Annotated in this window: 24 protein-coding genes; 10 read left to right on the forward strand and 14 right to left on the reverse strand. The window is 31.7% G+C overall.

Going from position 1 to position 25,198, the window contains the following annotated elements; genetic code table 11:
• Nucleotides 1-27: 27 nt before the first annotated feature.
• A complete protein-coding gene (sdrH, locus tag ACVBFA_RS04845; RefSeq protein ID WP_185846255.1) occupies nt 28-1,476 on the reverse strand; it encodes an MSCRAMM-like protein SdrH in 1,449 nt (482 codons plus the stop codon).
• 351 nt (nt 1,477-1,827) lie between these two features.
• Here sdrH and ACVBFA_RS04850 point away from each other — a divergent pair, with 351 nt between their 5' ends.
• A complete protein-coding gene (locus ACVBFA_RS04850) occupies nt 1,828-2,613 on the forward strand; it encodes a carbon-nitrogen family hydrolase (protein ID WP_020363187.1) in 786 nt (261 codons plus the stop codon).
• 380 nt (nt 2,614-2,993) lie between these two features.
• Here ACVBFA_RS04850 and hld read toward each other — a convergent pair whose 3' ends face one another.
• On the reverse strand, nt 2,994-3,071 hold the full coding sequence (gene hld, locus ACVBFA_RS04855) for a delta-hemolysin (protein WP_002494082.1): 78 nt from the start codon (nt 3,069-3,071) through the stop codon (nt 2,994-2,996).
• Between the two features lie 316 nt (nt 3,072-3,387).
• On the opposite strand from hld, the gene ACVBFA_RS04860 reads away from it, so the two are divergent.
• Genes ACVBFA_RS04860 through agrA form a run of 4 tightly spaced genes read left to right on the forward strand, consistent with a single transcriptional unit; the run spans nt 3,388 to nt 6,145 of the window.
• Nucleotides 3,388-3,972, forward strand: a complete 585-nt coding sequence (locus ACVBFA_RS04860; RefSeq protein ID WP_126122542.1) for an accessory gene regulator AgrB — start codon at nt 3,388-3,390, stop codon at nt 3,970-3,972.
• Nucleotides 3,956-4,096: a cyclic lactone autoinducer peptide AgrD gene (agrD, locus tag ACVBFA_RS04865; RefSeq protein ID WP_002497212.1), complete on the forward strand. Its 141-nt coding sequence runs from the start codon at nt 3,956-3,958 to the stop codon at nt 4,094-4,096. Before ACVBFA_RS04860 ends, agrD begins: the two co-directional genes overlap by 17 nt.
• Before the next feature lie 26 nt (nt 4,097-4,122).
• On the forward strand, nt 4,123-5,412 hold the full coding sequence (agrC, locus tag ACVBFA_RS04870; protein ID WP_126122541.1) for a quorum-sensing sensor histidine kinase AgrC: 1,290 nt from the start codon (nt 4,123-4,125) through the stop codon (nt 5,410-5,412).
• 16 nt (nt 5,413-5,428) lie between these two features.
• A complete protein-coding gene (agrA, locus tag ACVBFA_RS04875) occupies nt 5,429-6,145 on the forward strand; it encodes a quorum-sensing response regulator AgrA (RefSeq protein WP_126122540.1) in 717 nt (238 codons plus the stop codon).
• Nucleotides 6,146-6,212: 67 nt separating this feature from the next.
• Here agrA and ACVBFA_RS04880 read toward each other — a convergent pair whose 3' ends face one another.
• The 8 genes from ACVBFA_RS04880 to ACVBFA_RS04915 all read right to left on the reverse strand — a co-directional run bounded on the left by ACVBFA_RS04880 (nt 6,213) and on the right by ACVBFA_RS04915 (nt 14,140).
• Entirely contained in the window at nt 6,213-7,172 is a 960-nt protein-coding gene (locus ACVBFA_RS04880) for a carbohydrate kinase family protein (protein WP_002457913.1), read from the reverse strand.
• 6 nt (nt 7,173-7,178) lie between these two features.
• Nucleotides 7,179-8,651, reverse strand: a complete 1,473-nt coding sequence (locus tag ACVBFA_RS04885) for a sucrose-6-phosphate hydrolase (protein WP_126122539.1) — start codon at nt 8,649-8,651, stop codon at nt 7,179-7,181.
• 259 nt (nt 8,652-8,910) lie between these two features.
• Nucleotides 8,911-9,864: a LacI family DNA-binding transcriptional regulator gene (locus tag ACVBFA_RS04890; protein ID WP_119557526.1), complete on the reverse strand. Its 954-nt coding sequence runs from the start codon at nt 9,862-9,864 to the stop codon at nt 8,911-8,913.
• Between the two features lie 134 nt (nt 9,865-9,998).
• Nucleotides 9,999-11,249, reverse strand: a complete 1,251-nt coding sequence (locus ACVBFA_RS04895; RefSeq protein WP_126122538.1) for an ammonium transporter — start codon at nt 11,247-11,249, stop codon at nt 9,999-10,001.
• A 419-nt stretch (nt 11,250-11,668) separates the two neighbouring features.
• Nucleotides 11,669-11,893, reverse strand: coding sequence for a sulfurtransferase TusA family protein (locus ACVBFA_RS04900; RefSeq protein ID WP_002447520.1), 225 nt, complete (start codon nt 11,891-11,893; stop codon nt 11,669-11,671).
• Between the two features lie 51 nt (nt 11,894-11,944).
• Entirely contained in the window at nt 11,945-12,997 is a 1,053-nt protein-coding gene (locus ACVBFA_RS04905) for a YeeE/YedE family protein (protein ID WP_232163334.1), read from the reverse strand.
• 86 nt (nt 12,998-13,083) lie between these two features.
• On the reverse strand, nt 13,084-13,365 hold the full coding sequence (locus ACVBFA_RS04910; RefSeq protein ID WP_126122536.1) for a hypothetical protein: 282 nt from the start codon (nt 13,363-13,365) through the stop codon (nt 13,084-13,086).
• Nucleotides 13,366-13,504: 139 nt separating this feature from the next.
• Nucleotides 13,505-14,140: a redox-sensing transcriptional repressor Rex gene (locus tag ACVBFA_RS04915; RefSeq protein WP_002457908.1), complete on the reverse strand. Its 636-nt coding sequence runs from the start codon at nt 14,138-14,140 to the stop codon at nt 13,505-13,507.
• 346 nt (nt 14,141-14,486) lie between these two features.
• On the opposite strand from ACVBFA_RS04915, the gene ACVBFA_RS04920 reads away from it, so the two are divergent.
• Both ACVBFA_RS04920 and ACVBFA_RS04925 read left to right on the forward strand, forming a co-directional pair.
• On the forward strand, nt 14,487-16,421 hold the full coding sequence (locus tag ACVBFA_RS04920; protein ID WP_002447524.1) for an ABC-F family ATP-binding cassette domain-containing protein: 1,935 nt from the start codon (nt 14,487-14,489) through the stop codon (nt 16,419-16,421).
• 341 nt (nt 16,422-16,762) lie between these two features.
• A complete protein-coding gene (locus ACVBFA_RS04925; RefSeq protein WP_126122535.1) occupies nt 16,763-18,379 on the forward strand; it encodes a MutS-related protein in 1,617 nt (538 codons plus the stop codon).
• An 82-nt stretch (nt 18,380-18,461) separates the two neighbouring features.
• Here the strand turns inward: ACVBFA_RS04925 and tsaD are convergent, their stop codons facing one another.
• Genes tsaD through tsaE form a run of 4 tightly spaced genes read right to left on the reverse strand, consistent with a single transcriptional unit; the run spans nt 18,462 to nt 21,019 of the window.
• Complete coding sequence (gene tsaD / locus ACVBFA_RS04930; RefSeq protein WP_126122534.1) at nt 18,462-19,484, reverse strand: tRNA (adenosine(37)-N6)-threonylcarbamoyltransferase complex transferase subunit TsaD; 1,023 nt, start codon at nt 19,482-19,484, stop codon at nt 18,462-18,464.
• A complete protein-coding gene (rimI, locus tag ACVBFA_RS04935; RefSeq protein WP_002497204.1) occupies nt 19,481-19,942 on the reverse strand; it encodes a ribosomal protein S18-alanine N-acetyltransferase in 462 nt (153 codons plus the stop codon). Before rimI ends, tsaD begins: the two co-directional genes overlap by 4 nt.
• Nucleotides 19,915-20,577 carry a tRNA (adenosine(37)-N6)-threonylcarbamoyltransferase complex dimerization subunit type 1 TsaB gene (gene tsaB / locus ACVBFA_RS04940; protein WP_126122533.1) on the reverse strand — a complete coding sequence of 221 codons (663 nt, stop codon included), beginning with the start codon at nt 20,575-20,577 and terminating at the stop codon, nt 19,915-19,917. Before tsaB ends, rimI begins: the two co-directional genes overlap by 28 nt.
• Entirely contained in the window at nt 20,558-21,019 is a 462-nt protein-coding gene (gene tsaE, locus ACVBFA_RS04945) for a tRNA (adenosine(37)-N6)-threonylcarbamoyltransferase complex ATPase subunit type 1 TsaE (protein WP_002447530.1), read from the reverse strand. The genes tsaB and tsaE overlap by 20 nt, the downstream gene beginning before the upstream one ends.
• A 478-nt stretch (nt 21,020-21,497) precedes the next feature.
• On the opposite strand from tsaE, the gene ilvD reads away from it, so the two are divergent.
• The 3 genes from ilvD to ACVBFA_RS04960 are packed head-to-tail and all read left to right on the forward strand — an operon-like array spanning nt 21,498 to nt 25,178.
• Nucleotides 21,498-23,186, forward strand: coding sequence for a dihydroxy-acid dehydratase (gene ilvD, locus ACVBFA_RS04950; RefSeq protein WP_002490360.1), 1,689 nt, complete (start codon nt 21,498-21,500; stop codon nt 23,184-23,186).
• 34 nt (nt 23,187-23,220) lie between these two features.
• Entirely contained in the window at nt 23,221-24,945 is a 1,725-nt protein-coding gene (gene ilvB / locus ACVBFA_RS04955) for a biosynthetic-type acetolactate synthase large subunit (RefSeq protein ID WP_049386127.1), read from the forward strand.
• Entirely contained in the window at nt 24,945-25,178 is a 234-nt protein-coding gene (locus ACVBFA_RS04960) for an ACT domain-containing protein (RefSeq protein ID WP_001830009.1), read from the forward strand. Before ilvB ends, ACVBFA_RS04960 begins: the two co-directional genes overlap by 1 nt.
• The last annotated feature ends 20 nt before the right edge of the window (nt 25,179-25,198 follow it).

Here is a 25,198-nt window from a genome sequence, read left to right on the forward strand (position 1 = left end):
ATCATACATGGCGAGATGCTTATTTTATTACCCTTTTCTTCTAAAGATATATAGTCCAGTGACTCCTAGAAAAATTCCAATTATTGCAATACTTAATGATAAAAGACTTCGATGCATTTTCTTTTTCTTATCATAATCTTTGGAGTGTTCGTCATTATTTGTTGTTATTTCATCTGCACTATGGTTTTTGAAGGCGCTGTGATTTTTATCTTCTTTATCCGTAGGTTTTTTAAGTTCTGGCATTGAGCCGATTTCTCCTGTAATTAAAGCTAAAACCTGATCGTCTAAATTTTCATAGTATTTACTAGAATTAAGTGGATTAAAATATTGAAATCTGAAATAGCTTGTCCCTTTTTGTAATGAATTTAAATATTCATTTCCTCTAAATGATTGCTTTCTAAACAAGCTATAAATGTCACTATCTGTGACCTTTCCATCTAATTGATTCAAATTTTTTACTTGATTAATCAAAAACGGATTGTACTTATAGGCACCCGTTGCTAATTGTCTAAATCTGCTAATTAATGAATTGGTATTATCACTACTATTCATTCTATGTTCGATATTATTTTGAGATTTAAAAAAGCCATTTTTATTCCATATAAATTGATTTATATTATTTTGATTTCTATGACCTGAACTAGAATTAATAATATTTTGTTGACGTTTATATGGCGCACCGTCTCCACTAGTACGTGTATGATTAATATTATGGTTTATATTGTTTTGATTTGTTTGATTGTATTTAGGCCTTTGGGGGTGATTCGTATTACTTTGAGAAGGTCTATTTGTATTTCCTTTAGTATTACCAGGTTTTTTTCCGGTATGTGAACCCTTACCTGAACTTGTATCAGAGTCTGAATCACTATCTGAATCTGAGTCACTTCCTGAATCCGAGTCACTATCTGAGTCTAAGTCACTGTCTGAATCTGAGTCACTATCTGAGTCTGAATCACTATCTGAGTCTGAGTCACTGTCTGAATCTGAATCACTGTCTGCATCTGAGTCACTATCTGAATCCGAGTCACTGTCTGCACCTGAGTCACTATCTGAGTCCGAATCGCTGTCTGAATCTGAATCACTGTCTGCATCTGAGTCGCTGTCTGCATCTGAGTCACTATCTGAATCCGAGTCACTGTCTGAATCTGAGTCACTGTCTGCACCTGAGTCACTACCTGAATCTGAGTCACCATCTGAATCTGAATCACTATCTAAATATGTGTCAATGTCTGAATCTGAAACGATATCTGTGTCTAAATCATTATCCGAATTCATACTATTTCCTGTGCGACTAGTGTCATTCACTTGATTGATAGTATTGCTCTTAGCTGTATTCTTATCAATCTGGTCTTCAGAAAAATTAATGTCAATAGGATGACTACCCTCAGCATGTGCTTGGTGACTGAATAATGATGTAGTTACCATGAACGCAAAGCCCGTAAGCATAAATGAATGTTTAATGTTAAACTTTTTCATAGATTCAACCACCTCCCCATTACAATCTTTTGTTATTTCAAGTATATAAAAAAACTAAGCATTTTGCATTTAAATATGATTATTGAAAATTAATATTAATAAAGTTGAAACGTAAAAGTAACTATTTGTAAACAACAGTATTCATGAAATTTTTTATTTTAATTAGTACTTGATAATTAGATGTAAGCTAAAGCTTCACCCTAAGCCTAACAAAATTTCAAAATTTATGTTAGTTCAATATAGTTGTATGTATAGATTAACATGATTAAATTTTAGATATTTTAAATGAAATTTTGCCTTTAACTGGCAATTTTAGTATCTTATAACTAAAACGACAGGCGGGTGAATATATTGAAAATCCAAATACTTCAATTCAATGTAGAACGTGGAAATGTTGAAAAAAATATGCAAAATATCAAAACTAAGTTTAAGCAATATTTAGATAAAGATACCAGTGTCGTCGTGCTTCCAGAAATGTGGAATAACGGTTATGCTTTAGAAGAATTAAAACAAAAAGCTGATAAAAATCTTAAAGACAGTTCTCTCTTTATAAAAGATTTAGCACATACATTTAATGTGGATATCATTGCAGGTTCAGTTTCAAATATAAGAGAAAATCATATATATAATACTGCTTTTGCAATCAATAAAAACGGAGAATTGATTAATGAATATGACAAAATACATCTCGTGCCAATGTTACGTGAACCAGACTTTTTATGTGGTGGACATGTAGTCCCTGAACCTTTTTATTTATCTGATCAAACACTTGTGACACAAATCATTTGTTATGACTTACGATTTCCAGAGATATTACGCTATCCAGCTAGAAAAGGTGCTAAAATTGCTTTTTATGTAGCACAGTGGCCTAACTCAAGACTAGATCATTGGTTATCATTACTAAAAGCGAGAGCAATCGAAAATGATATTTTTATTGTAGCTTGTAATAGTTGTGGTGATGATGGTCACACCAGTTATGCTGGAAATTCAATTGTCATTAATCCTAATGGTGAAATTTTAGGCCATTTAGATGATAAAGAAGGTGTACTAACAACACATATCGACATAGACTTAGTAGATCAACAAAGAGAATATATTCCAGTTTTCAAAAATCTAAAACCACATCTTTATAAATAGCATAGTTAAAGCCGTGAGCTTGGGAGAGACTCACGGCTTGATAACTTATTATTAAGGGAATGTTTTTACAGTTATTTTTTCAATCTATTTTTTGGGGATGTTATTAATTATGAAAAAATTTTAGTGAATTTATCTATTTAACATGATAAATTGAATGTTGTTTACGATAGCTTACATGCTAGAAATAATTACCTATTTAAGGTAGCTAAGAATAATACGTAACACTGAGTCCAAGGAAACTACAGCTACTAGCAAATGCTTCTCACTTGCTTAGTTTATATTAGTAAATTATTAAGTTGGGATGGCTCAACAACTCACTAATAGTATTAATTATACGAAGAAAACAAAGTTACAAAAGTTACAATAGACTCATTCAAAAATTATTTTTTGAATTTATTAACTGTATCGATAATCCATTTTACTAAATCACCGATTGTAGAAATGATATCTGCTGCCATTATAACTTCACTCCTTTCGAATTAAGGTAATGGATACGAATGAATTTAACATTCACTCGACTAGATTAAGCAAATTTTTCAACTATCTTTCAATCACATCTCTGTGATATGAGTCTATTAAAACATGATTTTTCCATTTAAAGATTAAAATTTCGTAAATAGCAATATTTAGTACTCAACTGTAAAACTAAATATGATAAAATAACTAATAGTACTTAATTAAAACACTTAGGTATATTTTTTTAACAGTTAGGCATGTTTTCTAAAAAATGTTGCGCAAAATTGTATAATGACACTTGAGGAGAGTAGAAAACAAGTGAAAATCATCGATAAAAAAATTGAGCAATTTGCTCAATTTTTACAACGTAAAAATAACTTAGATCACATTCAGTTTCTAAAAGTTCGTTTAGGGATGCAGGTACTAGCGATAAATATTGAAAAGTCTATAGTTGTGTATGGGCTAGCAATAATCTTTCATACTTTCTTTTACACTCTTTTAACCCATTTAAGTTATTTTTTAATTAGAAGACATGCACACGGTACACACGCAAATTCGTCATTGTTATGTCATATTCAGAACATAATTCTCTTTATTATTTTTCCATACTTAATAATAAAGTTAGATATTAACTATTATGTTCTTTTATCTATGGCATTAATCGGTTTAATTATTATCATTTTATACGCACCTGCAGCAACTAAGAAACAACCTATACCTAAACGTCTTGTAAAGCGAAAAAAAGTACTCTCCATATTTTTATATAGTATTATAGTAGTTATTTCATTAGTAACAAAAGAACCGATAAATAAACTTATTTTATTCGGTATAATTTTAGAATCTTTAACATTACTACCCATCTTTTTCCCTAAGGAGGATATTAATCATGGAAAACATTTTTAATTTATTTATAAAAATTTTCACTACAATCTTGGAATTTGTTGGTACTGTAGCAGGAGATAGTGTATGTGCCTCTTACTTTGACGAACCAGAAGTGCCAGAAGAACTGACTAAACTATACGAGTAAATATAACCCTAGAAAGTGTGTAAGATATGGATGATATTAATTTATTTCCGTTTGCAGGCCTACAAATCTTTTTAATGATTTGGGTTACTAAAGTTATCATTAATATGAAATTTAATTTTAGGGATTACATAATCGTTTTTACGATTGTAATCCCTTCTGCTATAATGTATTACTTTTGGCAAAGTAAAGCATTAATATTTTTGGTTATAATAATCACCATTTTCTTTTATACAAAAATAAAACTTTATTCAATATTAGTTGTATTATTCACCACTATGATCTTATATATAACTAATTTCATAACTGTTTACATACATTTAACTATAAAAGACTATATTCCGTTTAAATTTGCTTTACAGTTAATACATTTTAGCTTTTTTGTAATCATAACTCTAATCATTGCTTATTTAACTCAACTATTGTTCAATAAATTAAAAGTATCCTACTTGTCACTCAATAAAAGATACTTATTCATAATAACAATTGTACTTTTTATATCATTTATTTTACTTTATATGGTGTCACAAACTGATATGCGAGGAAACGATACGCTTAAATTATATGCCATCTTATTGTTGGGTATTATGGTTTTTTTAAGTGTAGTGATATTAGTGATGTCCAATTTTACACTCCGTGAAATGAGGTATAAACGTAATGTAAAAGAAATCGAAGCATATTATGAGTACACGTTACGTATAGAAAGCATTAACAATGAAATGCGTAAGTTCCGACATGATTATATTAATATCCTCACCACTCTTTCAGATTACATAAGAGAAGATGATATGCCTGGATTACGTAAATATTTTGATGAACATATCGTCCCAATGAAAGATAAATTAAAAACTCGCTCTATTAAAATGAATGGTATTGAAAAATTGAAAGTGAGAGAAATTAAAGGGCTGATTACTACTAAAATTATTCAAGCTCAAGAAAAACGTATTCCAATTAGTATTGAGGTTCCTGATGAAATTGATCGTATCGATATGAATACTGTTGAGCTTAGTCGTATTATCGGTATTATAACTGATAATGCTATTGAAGCTTCAGAAAATATTGATGAACCACTCATCAATATCGCATTCATTGATAATGATGAATCTGTCACTTTTATCGTTATGAATAAATGTAGTGATGATATTCCTAAAATTCATGAGTTGTTTGAACAAGGTTTTTCTACTAAAGGCGATAATCGCGGTATAGGTTTATCAACTTTAAAAGAACTGACAGACTCAAACGAGAATGTTTTATTAGATACTGTCATTGAAAATGGTTACTTTGTGCAAAAAGTCGAAATAAATAATAAGGAATCATAAGGATGTGTAGAATTAAATGAAAATTTTTGTTTGTGAAGATGACCAAAGACAAAGAGAACATATGGTATCAATCATTAAAAACTACATAATGATTGAAGAAAAGCCAATGGAGTTAGCTTTAGCAACAAATGATCCTTATGAGGTCTTAGAGGAATCAAAAGAACTTAACGACATTGGTTGTTACTTCCTTGATATTCAATTAGAAGCTGATATGAACGGTATTAAATTAGCCAGTGAAATTCGTAAACATGATCCTGTTGGTAATATTATATTTGTAACGAGTCACAGTGAACTCACTTATTTGACGTTTGTTTATAAAGTGGCTGCTATGGATTTTATTTTTAAGGATGATCCATCTGAATTAAAAATGAGAATCATAGATTGTCTTGAAACAGCACATACACGACTCAAATTATTATCTAAAGAAAGTAATGTAGATACGATTGAGTTAAAACGTGGAAGTAATTCAGTATACGTTCAATATGATGATATTATGTTTTTTGAATCATCTACGAAATCTCATAGACTCATCGCACATCTTGATAATCGACAAATTGAATTTTATGGAAATTTAAAGGAATTAGCACAACTTGATGAACGTTTCTTTAGATGTCATAACAGTTTTGTGATAAACAGGCATAATATTGAATCTATTGATTCAAAAGAACGTATTGTTTACTTTAAGAATGGCGAAAATTGTTTCGCTTCAGTACGTAATGTTAAAAAAATATAATGTAACACCCACCTTTACGATATGAAGTTGTAAAGGTGGGTGTTTGACTTATTTCTTATGTTTTTAATCAATAATAGTCTTTTATATCTTCTTTTGTTGGCAAACTTTCAATAGCACCATGTTTCGTTGTTGTAAGTGCTGCAACACGATTACTAAACGCTAGTATATCCTTTCCCTTTTCCTTAAATAAATCTTTACATTCAGAATGCCGAGCCTGGAGTATGCAATAAATAATAGCACCTATAAATGCGTCACCAGCACCAGTTGTATCAATTGCTTGAACTTGATACCCCTCATGATGAATACGATAATCATCTTTGGTAAAAATAGTGGCACCTTGTGCTCCTTGCGTATAAATCACTACATTAACTTGACCTCTAAATAAAGATTGAATTGCTTCATCTTCATTCTTCTTACCAGTAATAAATAATAATTCTTCATCAGATATTTTAACAATATGAGCTTTAGGTATGAACGCATTAATTGTACGTTGACATTCGAGTTTATCTTCCCATAAAGGTAAGCGTACATTAGGATCAAAAACAATAGTACCTCCTACTGACTCGAATTTTTCAATCATTTTCTCATGGGCATATTTCATGTCACTCTCTATTAAATCTACAGAACAAAAATGTAAAATATCGTCTTGGAAAACTTTAATATCATCAATATTTTCAGGTTGATATAACATATCTGCAGAAGGTTTACGATAAAATGAGAAATCTCTTTGACCATCATCTTGAAGGCTAACAAATGCCAACGCAGTATTTGCTTTATTAGTTCGCTTAATATATTGCGTACCTACACCAAGTTGTTCAATTGTTTCTACAATGATATCACCAAACGCGTCATTTCCTAGTTGTGTTATCATTTCTGATTTTCCACCTAATTTACTTACTGTAGCCGCTACGTTACACGGTGCGCCTCCAACTTGTCGACTAAATTGTTCAACATCTTTTAATTTTGAATGTGTTACGTGTGGTATGAAATCAATTAATGCCTCACCAATGGCAAATAGACGTCTCATTATAAATCACCCTTTTAATTCATATTTAGTGAATTTTAAATATACTTGACCAGATTCAGTCGAAGCTTTTATACCAGTAGCATCCTCATTTGGGAAAATACGTGAGGTTAAAACACGCTCACCATCATTACAAAATATTTCGATACTAGATGTATCTACAAAAATTTGTAACTGTTTTAATGGTGAGTCTAAAATGGTAGAACGCGTTGTTCCATCGACATTTGATGGTAGTTTCCCACTATCGGTACGATCTAAAGTGAGTTTATTTTCGTGTTTATTATAAGTAATCAGTGTAGATTCAGATCGAGAGCTACGCAATTCAAAATATATTTCTGAAGCATCATTTTCTAATATATCTATAATCATCTCATACTGTTTACCCTCATATGGATGTAATTTACGTTTGAATTTATTAGCATATCCCAAAGCTGTTTCTTTATTTGTTCTTAAATCTTCTAACTGCTTAAAAGGTCGTTGCTTAAGTTTTCCATTTTCAATAGTCAGTACTCGAGGAATAGTAAGACAATGTGCCCACCCCTCTTTATCTGTAGGATACTCTGTATCTGGAAGTCCCATCCATCCTATTAAAATGCGTTGTCCATCTGCATCAATAAACGTTTGTGGCGCATAGAAATCAAAACCATTATCCAATTCTTGAAAACTTTCATGATCGAAAAATAGATTATTAAAGTTTAAATCTCCTATCATAAACCCTGATTGATAGATATTTCTAAATTTATCTCCTTCAGCTTCAACACCTTGTGGACACATGAGTATGACATCTTTATTGCCTAGTCTAAAATAATCAGGGCACTCCCACATATAACCAAATTGTGTCAGATTAGTTTTAATCTCACCCTCAAAATGCCAATCAACAACATCTTGACTACGATATAAAAGTAAACGACCCATCTCATTTTCATTTTGAGCACCTAGAATAGCGTACAGTTGATTATTTTTTTCAAATACCTTGGGATCCCTGAAATGACTTGTATAGCCTTCAGGTTGTCCATAAATCACAGGTTTAGGAAACTTCTCTATTTTTCCGTCTTTGTTCATTCTGGCAATCATTTGACTGGAAATTCTATTCCAATGTTGGTCACGGTGATTACCTGTATACATATAATAAAGGTGATTTTGATATTCAAAAGCACTTCCACTGTATACGCCATGACTATCATACTTAGTATCAGGTTTAAGAAGTGTTCCTTGAGGTTCAAAATGTAATAAATCTTTGCTTTTATAATTAAACCAATATTTTAAACCGTGCACAGCACCTAACGGAAACCATTGATGTGAAATATAGTAGTATCCTTCATAATAAATGAGTCCGTTTGGATCATTCAATAAACCCATTTCAGGTTGGATATGAAATGTTTGTCTATATAAAGATGTATCCACTTGGTGTTTCAGTTGCTCAAGATATGTTTTATCAACATCCTCAATACGTTGGTATCTCTCTTCACGAGTCCACTCCACTATGTTCTTCCTCCTACTACAATTATTTATATATTAATAACTCTATTATTCTAACATATTGATTTAGAGAAATATGTTAATAATGTCACTGTTTGATATGTTTAAATTCAGGCCTATTAATATCCAATTGATACCAGTCAACATATAATTAATTATTTCATTTAACTATGTTTTCACAATAATTATACCAATTTGATTAGCAATTATCATTATATGTGGTATCGGTTCCATTTTAACCAAAACAAGCTTGTTGTGCATGTTAATTCAATTGGATAGGAATTTTTATTTTTAATGCTGTTTGTTCACCTTTTAATAGTTGGTTAATTTCTTTTAATGCTTGCTCTCCTGCTTCAAAGTAATTATAGCTAACCGTTTGAATGACAGGTGATACTATTTGAGTCATAGGGTCTCCACCAAATCCATATATTGAACAATTGTAAAACCTTTGTTGATGATCAGAGCAATATTTATGGATTGCAAAAGCAATGGTATCAGTTGCTCCAACTATCGCATCAGCATGATGTACTCTTTTAAGTTGCTGACTTACATCTTTAAAAGCTTGTTCATGCTTAAATGTTGTCTCATAAATTTTCGGACTTATGTGATAGTCATTCAACGCTTGAATAACTCCCAGCTTACGTTGAACACCAACTGCAATATCTTCTTCACTTACACCAAAGAAATGTACATTTCGACATCCTTTTTCACCAATGAGTACTCCAATTTTATATCCAGCTTCATAATCATCGTGATATATACTATATAGTTGATCATGTTCTTGTCCCACTATAATGACAGGAACATCTATTTTCTCAATGACTTCAATATGTGCTTCAGTAATATGTGTTGCCATTAGCACGATTCCATCAACTTTACTACGTGATAATGTTTTTAGTGCCGAAATTTCACCGTCTATTTCTAATCCTGTGTAATTTAATAATAACTGATATCGATGTTTATTACATTGGTGTACCAAGCCCTTAATTGTTTCATCAACAGCGTATGAATTCATACGTGGAATAATTGCTCCAATCAAATTGGTACGTCGAGCTCTTAAGCTTTGTGCAAATTGATTAGGTTGATAATTATTTTCTTCTATTATTTTAGTTATTTTTTCTTTTGTTGCTGGACTTACAGATCCATTATTTAAAAAGCGTGAAACAGTACTTTTCGATACTCCAGCTAGTTTTGCTATATCTGATATATTTTTCATAAAAAATCACCTATCACGTCATCAATCATTCCTTTTTATTTTATCATATGAACCAACGCTTTAAATAGTTGAAATTATTGTTTAGAATACGATTAAATAAATTGACGTGTTAGGTGATTGTCATTTATATAATTTTAAAACTTAATATGACGATTAAACTTATTTAGCTCTCCATAGAAATATGCTTTCTCACCGTGTACTATAACATCGAGTCCGGTTTTATCTTCTTCTTGAGTTGTAGCTAAAGGAGTAAAAATTTTAATAAATCTCGCAATCAAAAATGTGACTATTGCGCTAAAAACGACAGTCGCAATTGCCGCGCCAAGTTGAATGACTACTATTTTAAAATCACCTGTATAGATAAAACCATTCTGCACCGCACTATTAATTTGATGTGATTGAAAAACTCCTGTAAACACAGCTCCTAAGATACCACCTACACCATGAATACCAAATGCATCAAGTGCATCATTATATTGGAGTTTTACTTTGATTAAATTTATAACGATATAGCAACCTATGCCACCAATTATTGCAATAATCATAGCACTCATATAGCTGACGTATCCTGCTGCTGGTGTAATAGCGACAAGACCAGAGAGTGCTCCAGATAAAAGACCTAGTAAACTTGTAGTCTTTTTCAAGATATATTCAAAGATTAACCAACCGAAAGCACCTGCACTTGCACCAATAACTGTATTCACAAACGATATCATGGCTATGTGATCAAATGTAAATGCACTGCCCACATTAAATCCATACCATCCTAACCATACTAATATACCACCTATAAGTGTAATTAATAGATTATGGGGAGTATGTTTTTCTTTCTTCTTACCTATACCTATCATTATCCCAAGAACCAAACCAGATACGCCTGATGTTATATGAACTACTGTTCCACCCGCATAATCTATTGCTCCAATTTTACTAATCCAACCACCACCCCATACCCAGTGGGCAACAGGGCTATAAATTAATAGAACCCATAAACTCACAAAAATCAGATAAGGAATGAATCTCATTTTCTCGGCTATCGAACCTGATAGAATAGATACCGCAATTGTACAAAACATCATTTGAAACAACATAAATAATGAGAGAGGGATATGAGGACTCAAAGTTTTTGAAATTTCAAAACCAACATGATGAAGACCCAAAAATTTCAAACCACCTATCCATTGATTACCTCCATCAAAACTTAAAGAGAAACCAATCATTATCCATATAAACGTGACAATGACAATGGCAACCATACTTTGCATTACAGTATTTAAAGCATTTTTTGATTGTACGAGTCCCCCATAAAAAAGGCTTAAACCTGGTGTCATTAACCATACTAATAGAGTACATAAAAATAGAAATATTGTATCATTCATATTCATACTTACCACTTCCTTTAAAAACATCATAATGAGTGTTTTTTTTAAAAGCAAAATTAGGTAAGGTCATGTTACACAGTATGTCACTTTAAGTTACATTGAATATATAAACGTAGTACTAAAAACAAATTACTTTCGTTACACCATGTTAGTAATGAGTATAATAAAAAGATAATCTTGATTTAGTTATCTCATTACAATAATAAATAAGCCTGGGACAATGATTGTTGTCTCAGGCTATCATAATTCTACTAACGAATTTCATTAAATTAAAAACAGTCTTCAAGTTTAGCTCTTTCTTTCAACGATATAGCTAATGGCTACTTAATTTAACTTTTTTCTCGTCAATTTAATCTATAATTAAATTTGCTTAATTTTCTATCCTTAAAAAATCTTTTTATCAACCTTATAACTATAAGTTTTTATGCCTTTTGAATGGTAATAGTCCATGATGCATCATCAAGTTGCTCATAGTTTGTAACTGGATATCCATTTTCTGCAGCCCAATTAGGTAATGCTTCGGTAGCCTGGGTGCAATCGAAATCGATTTTCAATTCATCCCCTTGATTTAAATCATTCATTTTCTTTTGTGCTTCTATTAAAGGAAATGGACAAACCATCCCTACTGTTCCTAATTCGTATACCATTGATATACCTCCTCATTCACTTTATCTAATGTCACATTTGAATAACCAATATTAGCTTTGAGATACTTGTTGTAACTTTTTCATAGGTTTTACAAAAATAAAATAACTCATAAACCAAACACCAATAATCATAGAGGCTAAAGCAATCCATCCTTGCCAACTCATTGTAGCTGTCTCTACTAGACCATTACCGATAGAGCAACCACCTGCAACTGAAGCACCAAATCCCATAAATATGCCACCAAGCGCACTATTGCGAATTGTCTTAATATCTGGCAATCTCCATCTAAATTCTTTAGACCCTTTTGCAGCTATATAAGAACCTATGAATATACCTAGTACCAAAAGCACACCCCAATCAATAAATTTTAAATCTCCTGAAATAAGATAATTTACAAGATTTGCAGATGGTGTTGTTATACCTAAGCCACCCATTCTCCCAGTAGATTCACTCATAGGCCAAGCAAGTAGAGCAATAAAACCTATTGCAATGCCAGCAACAAATGGATGATATCTTTTTTCAAATAGATAATGTCTAATACCACTATATTTTTGTTTAAGTTGGGGCACCATTATTTTAGGCTTTCGAATTGTTTTTACAACAAAAAATATTGTAATTACAGTTAATAACGTGACGAGAATCCATTGTGGTATACCAGTTGTACTCGTCATACTTGTGCTGACTTGTGTCGGTTTATTTATTTGATTCATTATTGGAAGAAGTACCCCAGTTTTAGTTACGGCTGAAGTCAATGCATAAAATATTAATGCCACCCAACTTCCAATTAACCCTTCACCAGCCCTATACCAAGTTCCAGTCGCGCATCCTCCAGCTAATACTATTCCTATTCCAAAAACAAAGGATCCCAAAATAGTTCCTATAACTGGAAATGTTTCTGCTGGAACCTCAATAATATTCAAGTTCTTTAGAATAAGTAAACCAATACTTTGGACTGTAATAGCAATAAGCAATGCATAAAACATTTTGTTACTCTTTTGAACGTACATATCTCTAAATCCACCAGCTAAACAAAATCTTGTTCTCTGCATTACAAATCCTAGCAATATGCCAACGACTAGTCCGCTTATAATTGTCCAAACCATTTTATCACCTTTTTCCGATATAAATACTAAGGTATTATAGTAGAAAGGACAATATTTTGCAAATTCTTAATTTTCTTTATTATTTTTTAATATAAATATTTTGTGAGTTTGTTTAAGTCATTTTTAGATAAGTTACTAAATTTATACCACTCTCCATCAGAATAATAAATAAACAATTTATTTCCTAATAAACCTTTAGATATTCTATACCGCACAATGCTAGAGAGTTCGAATTGGATATTGAATGGATTATTGTTTTGATTATATGCCTGAAACTCCAACTTATTTTCACGTATCAACAATATACCAGGAACTGTCATTATTCTAGGAATATGTGGTTTGAAATTACAATTTATTTCTTGAGTCACTTGTTTCAATCTCCCATTTCAATAAATATCAACTTACAATTTTTGTTAAAAAAGTTTCGTATTTATAATCTATTGTAACTGTTTAATATAAAAAAAGCACTCTCAATTGAGAGTACTATGTTAAAGTGATTTTTATTAATTATTTACTATAATTTTTCATGAAGAACAATAATGATTGTAACTCTATACCAAAGTCAATATGATGTACTTGGACATCTTGGGGTGTTTTAATTCGACGTGGTGTAAAGTTTAGTATACCTTTAACACCGGCTTTCACAAGTTCATCAGCAACTTGTTGAGCTACATTATCTGGTGTTGTTAAAATGACTACATCAATATCTTCTGATTCTAATGTCGTTTTGATATCATCGCTATGTTTTACCACAACGTCACCAATATTTTCACCTATAATATCTGATCTAATATCAAAAGCTTCAGTAATTGTCATCTCATCATGTATTGAAAAGTTATATGTAAGTAATGCACGCCCTAAATTACCGATACCTATAATGGCAATTTTAATTTGATCGCTCTCACTTAATTCTGATTTAAAGAATTCAAGCATACTATCTATATTATATCCATATCCTTTTTTTCCTAATTCACCAAAGTATGAAAAGTCTCTTCTTATTGTAGCTGAATCAATTTGTAGTGCTTCACTTATTGTTTTAGAATTAACACGATCTATACCTTTACCTTTCAAAATACTGACAAATCTGTAATATAAAGGTAAACGTTTTAATGTAGCGCGAGGAATTTTAAAATCATCTGACATATATCTAACCCCCTTTTTCGCGTATATTATGCATGTATCTTTAAAATCAGTAAATGAGTTAAAACATATGTTGAATGTCATCTCATAATACAAATAATTGTCTACAACGAATACTTAAACATTATACATTATTAATTTTTAAAAATAAATATCCTAGTTTCATGTGTTCTATGAATACTGTAGAATAGAGGTAATTGAGTTTAACATCATTTCAAGACAACGTACACAATTTATTTTTCTATTTAAAATTCGATAATATAGAATTAACAAAAATTTAAATATTCAAAAACAAATACTTTATATATAGTTTAAACCTATTTCAAATACATAGAAAGGTGAGAATCGAATGATACTTTTACAACTTAATGACATCTCCAAATCGTTCGATGGTGAAGATATCTTCACAGATGTTAATTTTGAGGTGAAAACTGGCGAAAGAATCGGCGTAGTAGGCCGTAATGGAGCTGGTAAATCGACATTAATGAAAATCATAGCAGGTGTTGAAAATTACGATAGTGGTCATATATCAAAAATCAAAAATTTAACAATGAGTTATTTAACTCAGCAAATGACACTCAATTCAGAAGCTACTGTCTTTGAAGAAATGTCTAAGCCCTTTGAACACATTAAAAAAATTGAAAATTTAATTAAGGATGAAACAGATTGGCTTGCACGAAATGGACAAGATTATGAATCCGATGAATATCAATCACATATTGAAAAATATGAAACTTTAACTAATCGTTATGAGCAATTAGATGGTTATCAATATGAAAGTAAAATTAAAACAGTACTGCACGGGCTTAACTTTACAGAAAACGATTTCAACAAGCCTATTAATGATTTTAGTGGTGGTCAAAAAACACGTCTTTCTCTTGCTCAAATGTTACTTAAAGAACCCGATCTACTCCTTCTTGATGAACCAACTAACCATCTAGACATGGAAACAACCAAGTGGTTAGAGGATTACTTAAAGTACTTTAAAGGAGCAATTGTGATTATCAGTCATGATAGATATTTTTTAGATAAAATTGTAACTCAAGTTTATGATGTTGCTCTAGGAAATGTAAAACACTATGTAGGAAACTATGAGCAATTTATAAAGCAACGTAATCAGTATTACGAAAAGCGCATGCAAGAATTTGAAAAGCAACAAGAAGAAATCAAGCGTTTAGAAACCTTTGTAGAAAAAAATATTACTCGTGCATCTACAAGTGGCATGGCTAAGAGTAGACGTAAAACATTGGAAAAAATGGAACGTATTGATAAACCTATGATAGATGCTAGAAGTGCAAATATACAATTTGGCTTCGACCGTAATACTGGTAATGATGTGATGCATATTCATGATTTAAAGATTGGTTACGACTCACCTATTACACGACCTATAAACCTCGAAGTCTTTAAAGGGGATCATATAGCTATCATTGGGCCAAATGGTGTTGGTAAAACAACATTGATAAAAACAATTGCTGAAAAACATCCAAAACTAGGTGGTCAAATTATCTTTGGTGCTAATTTACAAATTGGATACTATGATCAAAAACAAGCTGAATTTAAATCAAATAAAACCATTCTCGATTATGTTTGGGATCAATATCCACACATGAATGAAAAAGATGTACGTGCAGTATTGGGGCGTTTCTTGTTCGTTCAAGAAGACGTTAAAAAAATTATCAATGACTTATCCGGCGGAGAAAAAGCACGATTACAATTAGCACTTTTAATGTTACAACGTGATAATGTTCTTATCTTAGATGAACCGACTAACCATTTAGATATTGATTCTAAAGAAATGCTTGAACAAGCATTGAAAGATTTTGAAGGCACGATTATTTTTGTATCACATGATCGTTATTTTATTAACCAACTTGCAAATAAAGTTTTTGATTTAAACCTTAATGGTGGCCAAATGTATTTAGGAGATTATCAGTATTATATTGAGAAAACTGAAGAAGCTATTGCTATCAAAGCACATGAAACAGAAATTCAAAATAATTTTGAAAATAAAGAGATAAATCAAGACGCAAATACTTCAACCTATTTCAGTCAAAAACAACAAAAAAGACAACAACGTAAATTAGAAAGACAAATTGAACATTGTGAAAGACAAATCGAAGAATTAGAATCACAAATATCACATATCGAAGAACAGCTAACACAGCCTGAAGTATTTAACGACCCTCTAAAAGCTAGTAAATTTGCCAATCAAAAATCCGAAACCGAACAAAAATTAGAACAAATAATGTTAGAATGGGAAAAATTACAAGAAAAGCTCTAATTTCCAACATAATGACAAGACACCTAAAAGTTGAATATATGACTTTTCGGTGTCTTTTAGTATGTTTTTACACAAATATTATTAACAGCATGAATTACTTTCATAATCAATATCCACAGAGTTATCCTATTTATCCACAAGTAAATTGACACTTTTATGTTTTAAAATTAACTTATTTATTTACATATCCACAAACAACTTCACTACTTACCCACAACTTACTCACATTTTGTTGATAAGTACGCACGTTCCCTATTGACAACTTATTTTCCATTTTTAATTGTTTCAGATATTCATTTATGAAATAATTTATTGAGAAAGATAAAGGAGAACTAAACTTCATGACGAACAATCAAACCTTAGTACTAATTATATTAACTTTCATCATCCTAATTACACTTGTAAATGTAATTATATCTATAATAGAGAGACGTAAACAGATTGCTAAAATAAATACTTTATGGGATAACAAATTAAAATTAGAAAGTTTTATACGTCCTAATTCACGATTCGATGCCCAATACCGTACTTACCGTGATCATTATAATAAGCAGTCATTTATCGACGATAAGACTTGGTCAGACCTAAATATGGATACGTTATTTCATAAAATTAATTTTAATTTCACTGCAATTGGTGAAATGCGACTATATGCAACTTTAAGAGGTATGTTTAAGGTAAATCAAACCTCATTGATAAACATGTTTAAAGATAATAAAGTATTTCGTTTAAATGTATCTTACATTCTTTCTAAAATTGGTAAAAATGTATACCCTTTGTTTCCAGATCAAATGTTACCCTCTAAGCGTAATATTTTATTAATGTTTTGTCCGTTGTTACCATTTATTGGGTTTGCATTCATTTTTTTAATTCCTTCAAAAGGTATATTAATATGTCTTACTTTTATGATTTTAAATGCAATATTATCTTTCAAACTAAAAAAATCTTATGACCAAGATTTAAAATCAGTTTTTTATACTGCTAATGTTATAAAGCAAAGTCAAGCTTTAAGTAAGATTGAGAGCACGCCAGCGATAAGTGTTGATTTTACTCATTTTAAAGCTTCACGTCGTTTTAGCGGTTTATTAGCTAGATTAGAATCACAAGATATGGTGAGTAGCATAATTATGTTTATTAAATTAGTATTCATGATAGATTATGTTTTATTTCATTTAATACAACGTAGCTACTTTAAGTATCAAGAAGAAGTTATGGCATGTTATGACTATATAAGTATATTAGATAATCATTACTCTATAGCTATGTATCAACATACTTTGACACATTATTGTTATCCTAAAATCAATAACAATATTAATGGCCTTCAAATGAAATCAATCATTCATCCTCTGCTAGATGAAGAAAATGCGATTGCTAACACCATTGACATTTCAAATCATATATTACTCACAGGCTCTAATGCATCAGGAAAATCTACATTTATGAAAGCAGTTGCACTAAATTTGATTTTAGCTCAATCAATACAAACTGCAACAGCTCACTCATTTATTTATCAACCTGGCTATGTAATGACATCAATGGCAAATGCGGATGACGTTTTAAGTGGTGACAGTTATTTCATGTCAGAACTTAAGTCTATTCGTAGATTATTTAACACTTATCAGTGCAATAAGATATATTGTTTTATAGATGAGATTTTTAAAGGAACGAATACAACTGAACGTATTGCCGCTTCTGAATCAGTATTATCGTATTTAGATAATCAAAAAGCATATCAGGTTATCGCTGCGACACATGATGTTGAACTATCAATATTATTAGAAAATACATATAATAATTATCATTTTAATGAATCTATTCAAGAAAATAGCATATTTTTCGATTACAAAATTAAACCTGGTAAAGCCAATACACGTAATGCAATTGAATTACTGCGTATTACACAGTTTCCTATCGATATTTATCAGCGTGCTCAACAAAATATTCGAAACCTCTAGAATTAATTAGTTTAATATTTATAAAAAAGTTAAGCGCCTATCTAAAAGTAGTCACTCTTAGATAGGCGCTTTGAAATATTATTTAAACAGAAAAAGTTTCAATATCAATATTATTTTGTCCATTTAAGGCTAAATCGCCACGCAAACCAGCTTGATATAAATAATATCCAGCAGCACCAATCATCGCTGCATTATCAGTGCAAAGAACAGGATTTGGAATAGTAAGGTGTATGCCTTCTTTTTTACATGCTTCACTTAGTGCAGCTCTTAATCCTTTATTACTAGCAACACCACCTGCAACAATTAAGCGATTAACATGATACGTTTTACAAGCATGAATAGCTTTATGTGTTAAAACTTCTACAACGCTATTTTGGAAACTTGTTGCAACATCTTCAGCTACAATTTCAATATTTTTCTGTCTTAAATTGTGCAGTTTATTAATTACAGCACTTTTAAGACCACTAAAACTAAAATCATAACTATCTTTTTCGAGCCAAACTCTTGGAAAATCGTATACATCTTTACCTTTAGCTGCTAATCGATCAATATGCGGTCCACCAGGATAAGGAAGATTGATTGTTCGAGCAACTTTATCATAAGCTTCTCCTACTGCATCATCTCTCGTTTCACCAATCACTTCGAAATCTAAATGATTTTTCATATATACCAGTTCAGTATGACCACCAGATACAATCAATGACATAAGTGGAAACGTTAATGGTTGTTCTAAGTGATTGGCATAAATATGACCAGCAATATGATGTACTGGAATAATAGGCTTATCATAAGCAAATGCCAAAGCTTTAGCCGCATTAATACCAATTAATAAAGCTCCTATTAATCCGGGGCCTTGTGTTACTGCAATAGCGTCAATATCTTCCATTTTCACTTTTGCACTCACTAATGATTCATCTATAGTTGCTGTTATCCCCTCAACATGATGTCTACTAGCAACTTCAGGTACAACACCACCAAAACGTTTGTGACTATCTATTTGACTTAAAACAGTATTAGATAAAAGTTCAGTGCCATTCTTTACTACACTTACACTCGTTTCATCACAACTTGTTTCTATTGCTAAGATTAATGTATTATTTGTCATTTCAAATTCACCCACATGACTAATGCGTCCTCGCCTTCTCCATAATAATTCTTTCTTTTTCCACCATTTTGAAATCCTAAATTTCTATAAACATGTTGTGCAACATCATTATCTATTCTTACTTCTAAACTCATCACATCACAAGAAAAACGTGCATAGTTCATTGCATATTTAAGTAAAAGTTGACCAAGACCATAGCCTCTAAATGCCTTTGATATAGCTATCGTTGTAATTTGTGCTTGATCAACGACTAACCATAAACCAACATATCCAATTATTTTGTCCCTAAATTCTATCACAAAATATGTTGCAAATTCGTTGTTTTCTATTTCATGATAAAATGCATCGATTGACCACGAACTGTGTGAGAAACTATTTCTTTCTATATCAAAAACTTTAGGTACATCTTCCACACTCATTTTCCTAATATTCAATTGTTCTCTTGTTGGTTTAACCAATTTCGTTCCGCCTCTGATAATTTATGGTATTTAGGAGTAAATGAATGTATATTTTCTGGTTTTTGAATTAATTGCTTCATACTTGAAGCTTTTGGTAACTGTTCTATGATGTCACTGTCTAATAAATGTTTTATTTTTTCGGTATGATATCCTACAAACACATAAGGTTGATTTAGTTGATGAAGTTTTTCAATAAGTTTAAAAATAGGTATATAAATATCATCAATAATGGTTATTAATTCATTGTCCTGATATTGATAAACACCTGCATAAACTGCTTCTCTTCTAGCATCAAAAATGGGTACTAACAACTTCGTACTGTCTTTGATTGTGCTAGCAAGTGCTTTAAGTGATGAGACACCATATAAGTTAGTGTTTAATGCATACGCTAATGTTTTAGCAACAGTAACCCCTATTCTAAGACCGGTATATGAACCTGGACCTTCCGCTACCACGATATCAGTTATTTCTGCTTTATTTATTTTACTTTCTGAAAGAATTTCTGCTATTTCAGGCATGAGTTGCACTGAATGATTCTTTTTGATATCAGTTGTTTTTTCAGCAATCACTTCATTATCTTTCATAATAGCTACTGATAAAGGTTGGTTTGACGTATCAATTAGAAGATAGTTCATTTAAGATTGCCTCCTTTACTAATGCATAATGTTGTCCATGTGTTTCAATGGATACTTGTCTCTCATTCGCATTTTTGACATTTATATTAATCGTTAAGTGATTAGGAGGAAGGAAATCTTTGATAAATTTACTCCATTCTATAACTATGATGGCATTGTCTTCAAAATATTCATCGAAACCTAAATCATCTTCCTCACCTTCAAGTCGATAACAGTCCATATGATGTAATCGTATGCTTGAACCTGTATAAGATTTGATTATATTAAATGTTGGTGAGTTTATCGTTCTTTTAACACCTAACGCTTTTCCTATAAATTGTGTTAATGTAGTTTTCCCTGCTCCTAGGTCACCATTTAGTAAAATCAAGTCCTTAGCACTTAAATGTTTTACAAGTATTTGAGCAAATTTATCCATTTCATTTAAATTGTGAATAGTTATCAATTTTTACTCTCCTATATATGATTATTTAAAATCAATTTATCTCTATATTTAAAGATATATATACATTTCTACATGGTTTATTAACTTAATCATTGTAACAAATTTTAATTCAAATTTCTTCGTAAAATATTTAAGCTTGTCCTCTATAAATTTTTAGAAAATTCTAAATTTATTATTGACACAATTCATCACATGTAGTAAATTGAATTTATCAAATTTTAAAACAATTCAAACTATTAAGAATAAATGACCATTCAACGAAAGGAGTATAATAAAATGACTTATCTATCTACGCTAGACCTACCAACAACTCAACAAGCTATTATCATTTTATTATACTCGTAAGGACTCGAACTTTAGAAAGGTTTTAACTTCTAAATGTTTAAGTCCTATTTCTAGTTGGATGGGACTTAACAACGTCCCAATATTCATTGGGACGTTTTTTTATTTTCTAAATAATTATATGGGGGAATGATATATGCGAAGTGATATGATCAAAAAAGGAGATCACCAAGCTCCTGCAAGAAGTCTTTTACATGCGACTGGCGCTCTTAAACAACCTACAGATATGAATAAACCTTTCGTAGCAATTTGTAACTCTTATATTGATATTGTTCCTGGGCACGTTCATTTAAGAGAATTAGCAGACATCGCAAAGGAAGCTATTAGAGAAGCAGGTGCTATCCCATTCGAATTTAATACGATTGGTGTTGACGATGGAATAGCTATGGGACATATTGGCATGAGATATTCCTTACCTTCAAGAGAAATTATCGCAGATGCAGCTGAAACAGTTATTAACGCTCATTGGTTTGATGGTGTATTTTACATTCCTAATTGCGATAAAATTACGCCAGGAATGTTACTCGCAGCAGTTAGAACAAATGTACCAGCTATCTTTTGCTCAGGAGGCCCAATGAAAGCTGGTCTTTCCGCTCAAGGTAAGGCATTGACACTATCTTCAATGTTTGAAGCGGTTGGAGCTTTTAAAGAAGGAACAATCTCAAAAGAAACATTTTTAGACATGGAACAAAACGCTTGTCCTACATGTGGTTCATGCGCCGGTATGTTTACCGCAAACTCAATGAACTGTTTAATGGAAGTTTTAGGTTTAGCCCTACCATATAATGGTACAGCTCTAGCTGTGAGTGACCAACGTCGTGAAATGATTAGACAAGCAGCATTCAGGTTGGTTGAAAATATTAAACATGATATTAAACCTCGCGATATTATCACACAAGATGCGATTGATGATGCTTTTGCTCTTGATATGGCCATGGGAGGTTCTACTAATACTGTTCTTCATACTCTTGCAATTGCAAATGAAGCAGGTATTGACTACGACTTAGAACGTATTAATGAAATTGCTAAAAAAACACCTTACCTTTCTAAAATTGCACCTAGTTCTTCTTATTCTATGCATGATGTTCATGAAGCAGGTGGCGTGCCAGCTATCATAAATGAATTAATGAAAAAGGATGGTACTTTACATCCAGATAGATTAACAGTGACGGGTAAATCCTTGAGAGAAAATAATGAAGGTAAAAACATCAAAAATTTTGAAGTTATTCATCCTCTTGAAACCCCTTATGATAAGCAAGGTGGATTATCTGTCTTATTCGGAAACCTCGCACCTAAAGGAGCGGTAATCAAGGTCGGTGGAGTTGATCCTTCAATTAAAGTATTTACAGGAAAGGCAATTTGTTTCAATTCTCATGATGAAGCTGTTGAAGCCATTGATAATCATAAAGTAAGAGAGGGACATGTTGTTGTTATTAGATATGAGGGACCTAAGGGAGGTCCTGGAATGCCAGAAATGCTAGCCCCTACGTCTTCCATAGTGGGCAGAGGATTAGGTAAAGATGTTGCATTAATTACGGACGGTAGATTTTCGGGTGCAACTAGAGGTATTGCAGTTGGACACATTTCACCTGAAGCCGCTTCAGGTGGACCCATTGGCTTAATAAGAGATGGTGATAAAATTACGATTGATCTAATCAATAGAACTCTAAACGTAGATCAATCTGAAGAAGAACTGTATCGTCGTAAAAATCAGCTTGAACCATTTAAAGCAAAGGTTAAAACAGGCTACTTAGCTAGATATACTAGTTTAGTCACAAGCGCTAATACTGGTGGTATTATGCAAGTTCCGGAAAACCTTATTTAATTAGGAGATGATTAAAATGTCAAATCAAAAATCAATGGTTTCGCCTCACCCTTCTGTGCATCAAACAAAGAATTCACAACCCTTAATAACACGCAGTGGTTCTCAATTATTAGTTGAAGCACTTCAGCAAGAAGATGTAGATTTTATCTTCGGTTATCCTGGTGGTGCTGTCTTACCTTTATACGATACATTTTATGACGGGAAAATCAAACATATTCTTGCCCGTCATGAACAAGGTGCTACACATGCTGCTGAAGGATATGCGCGTGTCTCTGGTAAAACAGGAGTCGTTGTTGTAACAAGCGGACCTGGTGCAACAAATGCCATTACGGGTATTACTGATGCATTTAGTGACTCTTTACCACTAGTCGTTTTTACTGGTCAAGTTGCTACACCTGGTATAGGTAAAGATGCTTTCCAAGAAGCTGATTTACTCTCGATGACCACACCTATTACAAAACACAATTATCAAGTTAAAAAGATCGAAGACATTCCAAGAATTGTTCATGAAGCCTTTCATTTAGCGAACACTGGAAGAAAAGGCCCTGTAGTGATTGATTTTCCTAAAGATATGGGTGTTCTTAAAACTGATGTTGAACTTACGCAAGAAATTAATATTCCTGGCTATGAAGTTAATAGTAACCCTAATAAAGAGGATATTAATAGGTTAATATATATGATTAAAGAATCTAAGAAACCTCTTATTCTTGCAGGTGCTGGTATTAATCACTCTAAATCTAATCATTTATTGACAGAATTTGTGACAAAACATCAAATCCCTACTGTCACAACTCTCCTTGGACTTGGAGCAATACCTTATCATCACCCCTTATTTTTAGGTATGGGTGGCATGCATGGATCTTATGCAAGTAATATGGCATTAACAAATTGTGATTTACTTATCAACTTAGGTAGTCGATTCGATGATCGTCTTGCAAGTAAGCCTGATGAATTCGCACCAAATGCAAAAGTTGTACATGTCGATATCGACCCTTCTGAAATAAATAAAGTTATTAATACAGATTTAGGTATAGTCGCTGATTGCAAACTTGTGCTTGAGAATTTATGCCATGAGCAAGTTTTAACATCCACCCACGAAGAATGGAACGATTATTGTATTAATAACAAAAGTAAATATCCATTTAAATATGATGATAATGATAAAACATTTTGTAAACCACAAAAAGCAATTGAATATATTGGTAAAGTTACCAATGGAAATGCAATTGTGACAACTGACGTAGGACAACACCAAATGTGGACAGCACAATTCTATCCATTTAAAAATTATGGTCAATGGGTAACAAGTGGCGGTTTAGGTACTATGGGATTTGGAATTCCATCAGCAATAGGAGCACAATTAGCTGAACCTGAGAAAACAGTTGTTTGTTTTGTAGGAGATGGTGGTTTTCAAATGACGAACCAAGAAATGGCTTTACTTCCAGAATATGGACTTAATGTCAAAATAGTACTTATTAATAATGGAACTTTAGGTATGGTCAAACAATGGCAAGATAAATTCTTTAATAAACGATTTTCTCATTCTGTATTTAATGATCAACCTAATTTTATGAAAATGGCGGAAGCTTATGGCGTTAAGGGATTCTTGATAGATTCTCCTGATAAATTAGAATCTTCAATTGATGAAGCATTTGCATATCATGGACCGGCACTCATTGAAGTTAGAATCTCACCTGTAGAACCAGTTAATCCAATGGTACCTAGTGGCAAATCAAATCATGAAATGGAGGGTTACTAATGGAACGAACAATTCATTTTACATTAGTTGATCAAGTGAGTACTTTGAACAGAATTACTAGCGCCTTCGTTCGCTTACAATGTAATATTGATGAACTTCATGTTAAACATTCAGATAAAGAAGGAATTTCTAATATGAAACTTAAAGTCAATATTAAAGATGATGATACTTTTAAAATTGTTCTTAAAAAACTATCACAACAAGTAAATGTATTAAGTGTTAAAAGTGAGTAAATGTTTTGATGCGCTAGTTA

This window comes from Staphylococcus sp. MSU001 (genome assembly GCF_052976705.1).

What these genes read in the sequence shown, in the direction of transcription:
- ilvD (WP_002490360.1), top strand. Translation starts at nt 21,498, where the DNA reads ATGCGAAGTGATATGATCAAAAAAGGAGATCACCAAGCTCCTGCAAGA.
- ACVBFA_RS04900 (WP_002447520.1), bottom strand. Translation starts at nt 11,893, where the DNA reads ATGGTATACGAATTAGGAACAGTAGGGATGGTTTGTCCATTTCCTTTA.
- ACVBFA_RS04925 (WP_126122535.1), top strand. Translation starts at nt 16,763, where the DNA reads ATGACGAACAATCAAACCTTAGTACTAATTATATTAACTTTCATCATC.
- agrD (WP_002497212.1), top strand. Translation starts at nt 3,956, where the DNA reads ATGGAAAACATTTTTAATTTATTTATAAAAATTTTCACTACAATCTTG.
- tsaD (WP_126122534.1), bottom strand. Translation starts at nt 19,484, where the DNA reads ATGACAAATAATACATTAATCTTAGCAATAGAAACAAGTTGTGATGAA.
- ilvB (WP_049386127.1), top strand. Translation starts at nt 23,221, where the DNA reads ATGGTTTCGCCTCACCCTTCTGTGCATCAAACAAAGAATTCACAACCC.
- ACVBFA_RS04920 (WP_002447524.1), top strand. Translation starts at nt 14,487, where the DNA reads ATGATACTTTTACAACTTAATGACATCTCCAAATCGTTCGATGGTGAA.
- ACVBFA_RS04915 (WP_002457908.1), bottom strand. Translation starts at nt 14,140, where the DNA reads ATGTCAGATGATTTTAAAATTCCTCGCGCTACATTAAAACGTTTACCT.
- ACVBFA_RS04895 (WP_126122538.1), bottom strand. Translation starts at nt 11,249, where the DNA reads ATGAATATGAATGATACAATATTTCTATTTTTATGTACTCTATTAGTA.
- ACVBFA_RS04960 (WP_001830009.1), top strand. Translation starts at nt 24,945, where the DNA reads ATGGAACGAACAATTCATTTTACATTAGTTGATCAAGTGAGTACTTTG.
- agrC (WP_126122541.1), top strand. Translation starts at nt 4,123, where the DNA reads ATGGATGATATTAATTTATTTCCGTTTGCAGGCCTACAAATCTTTTTA.
- ACVBFA_RS04905 (WP_232163334.1), bottom strand. Translation starts at nt 12,997, where the DNA reads ATGGTTTGGACAATTATAAGCGGACTAGTCGTTGGCATATTGCTAGGA.
- ACVBFA_RS04890 (WP_119557526.1), bottom strand. Translation starts at nt 9,864, where the DNA reads ATGAAAAATATATCAGATATAGCAAAACTAGCTGGAGTATCGAAAAGT.
- hld (WP_002494082.1), bottom strand. Translation starts at nt 3,071, where the DNA reads ATGGCAGCAGATATCATTTCTACAATCGGTGATTTAGTAAAATGGATT.
- agrA (WP_126122540.1), top strand. Translation starts at nt 5,429, where the DNA reads ATGAAAATTTTTGTTTGTGAAGATGACCAAAGACAAAGAGAACATATG.
- sdrH (WP_185846255.1), bottom strand. Translation starts at nt 1,476, where the DNA reads ATGAAAAAGTTTAACATTAAACATTCATTTATGCTTACGGGCTTTGCG.
- tsaB (WP_126122533.1), bottom strand. Translation starts at nt 20,577, where the DNA reads ATGAACTATCTTCTAATTGATACGTCAAACCAACCTTTATCAGTAGCT.
- ACVBFA_RS04880 (WP_002457913.1), bottom strand. Translation starts at nt 7,172, where the DNA reads ATGAGACGTCTATTTGCCATTGGTGAGGCATTAATTGATTTCATACCA.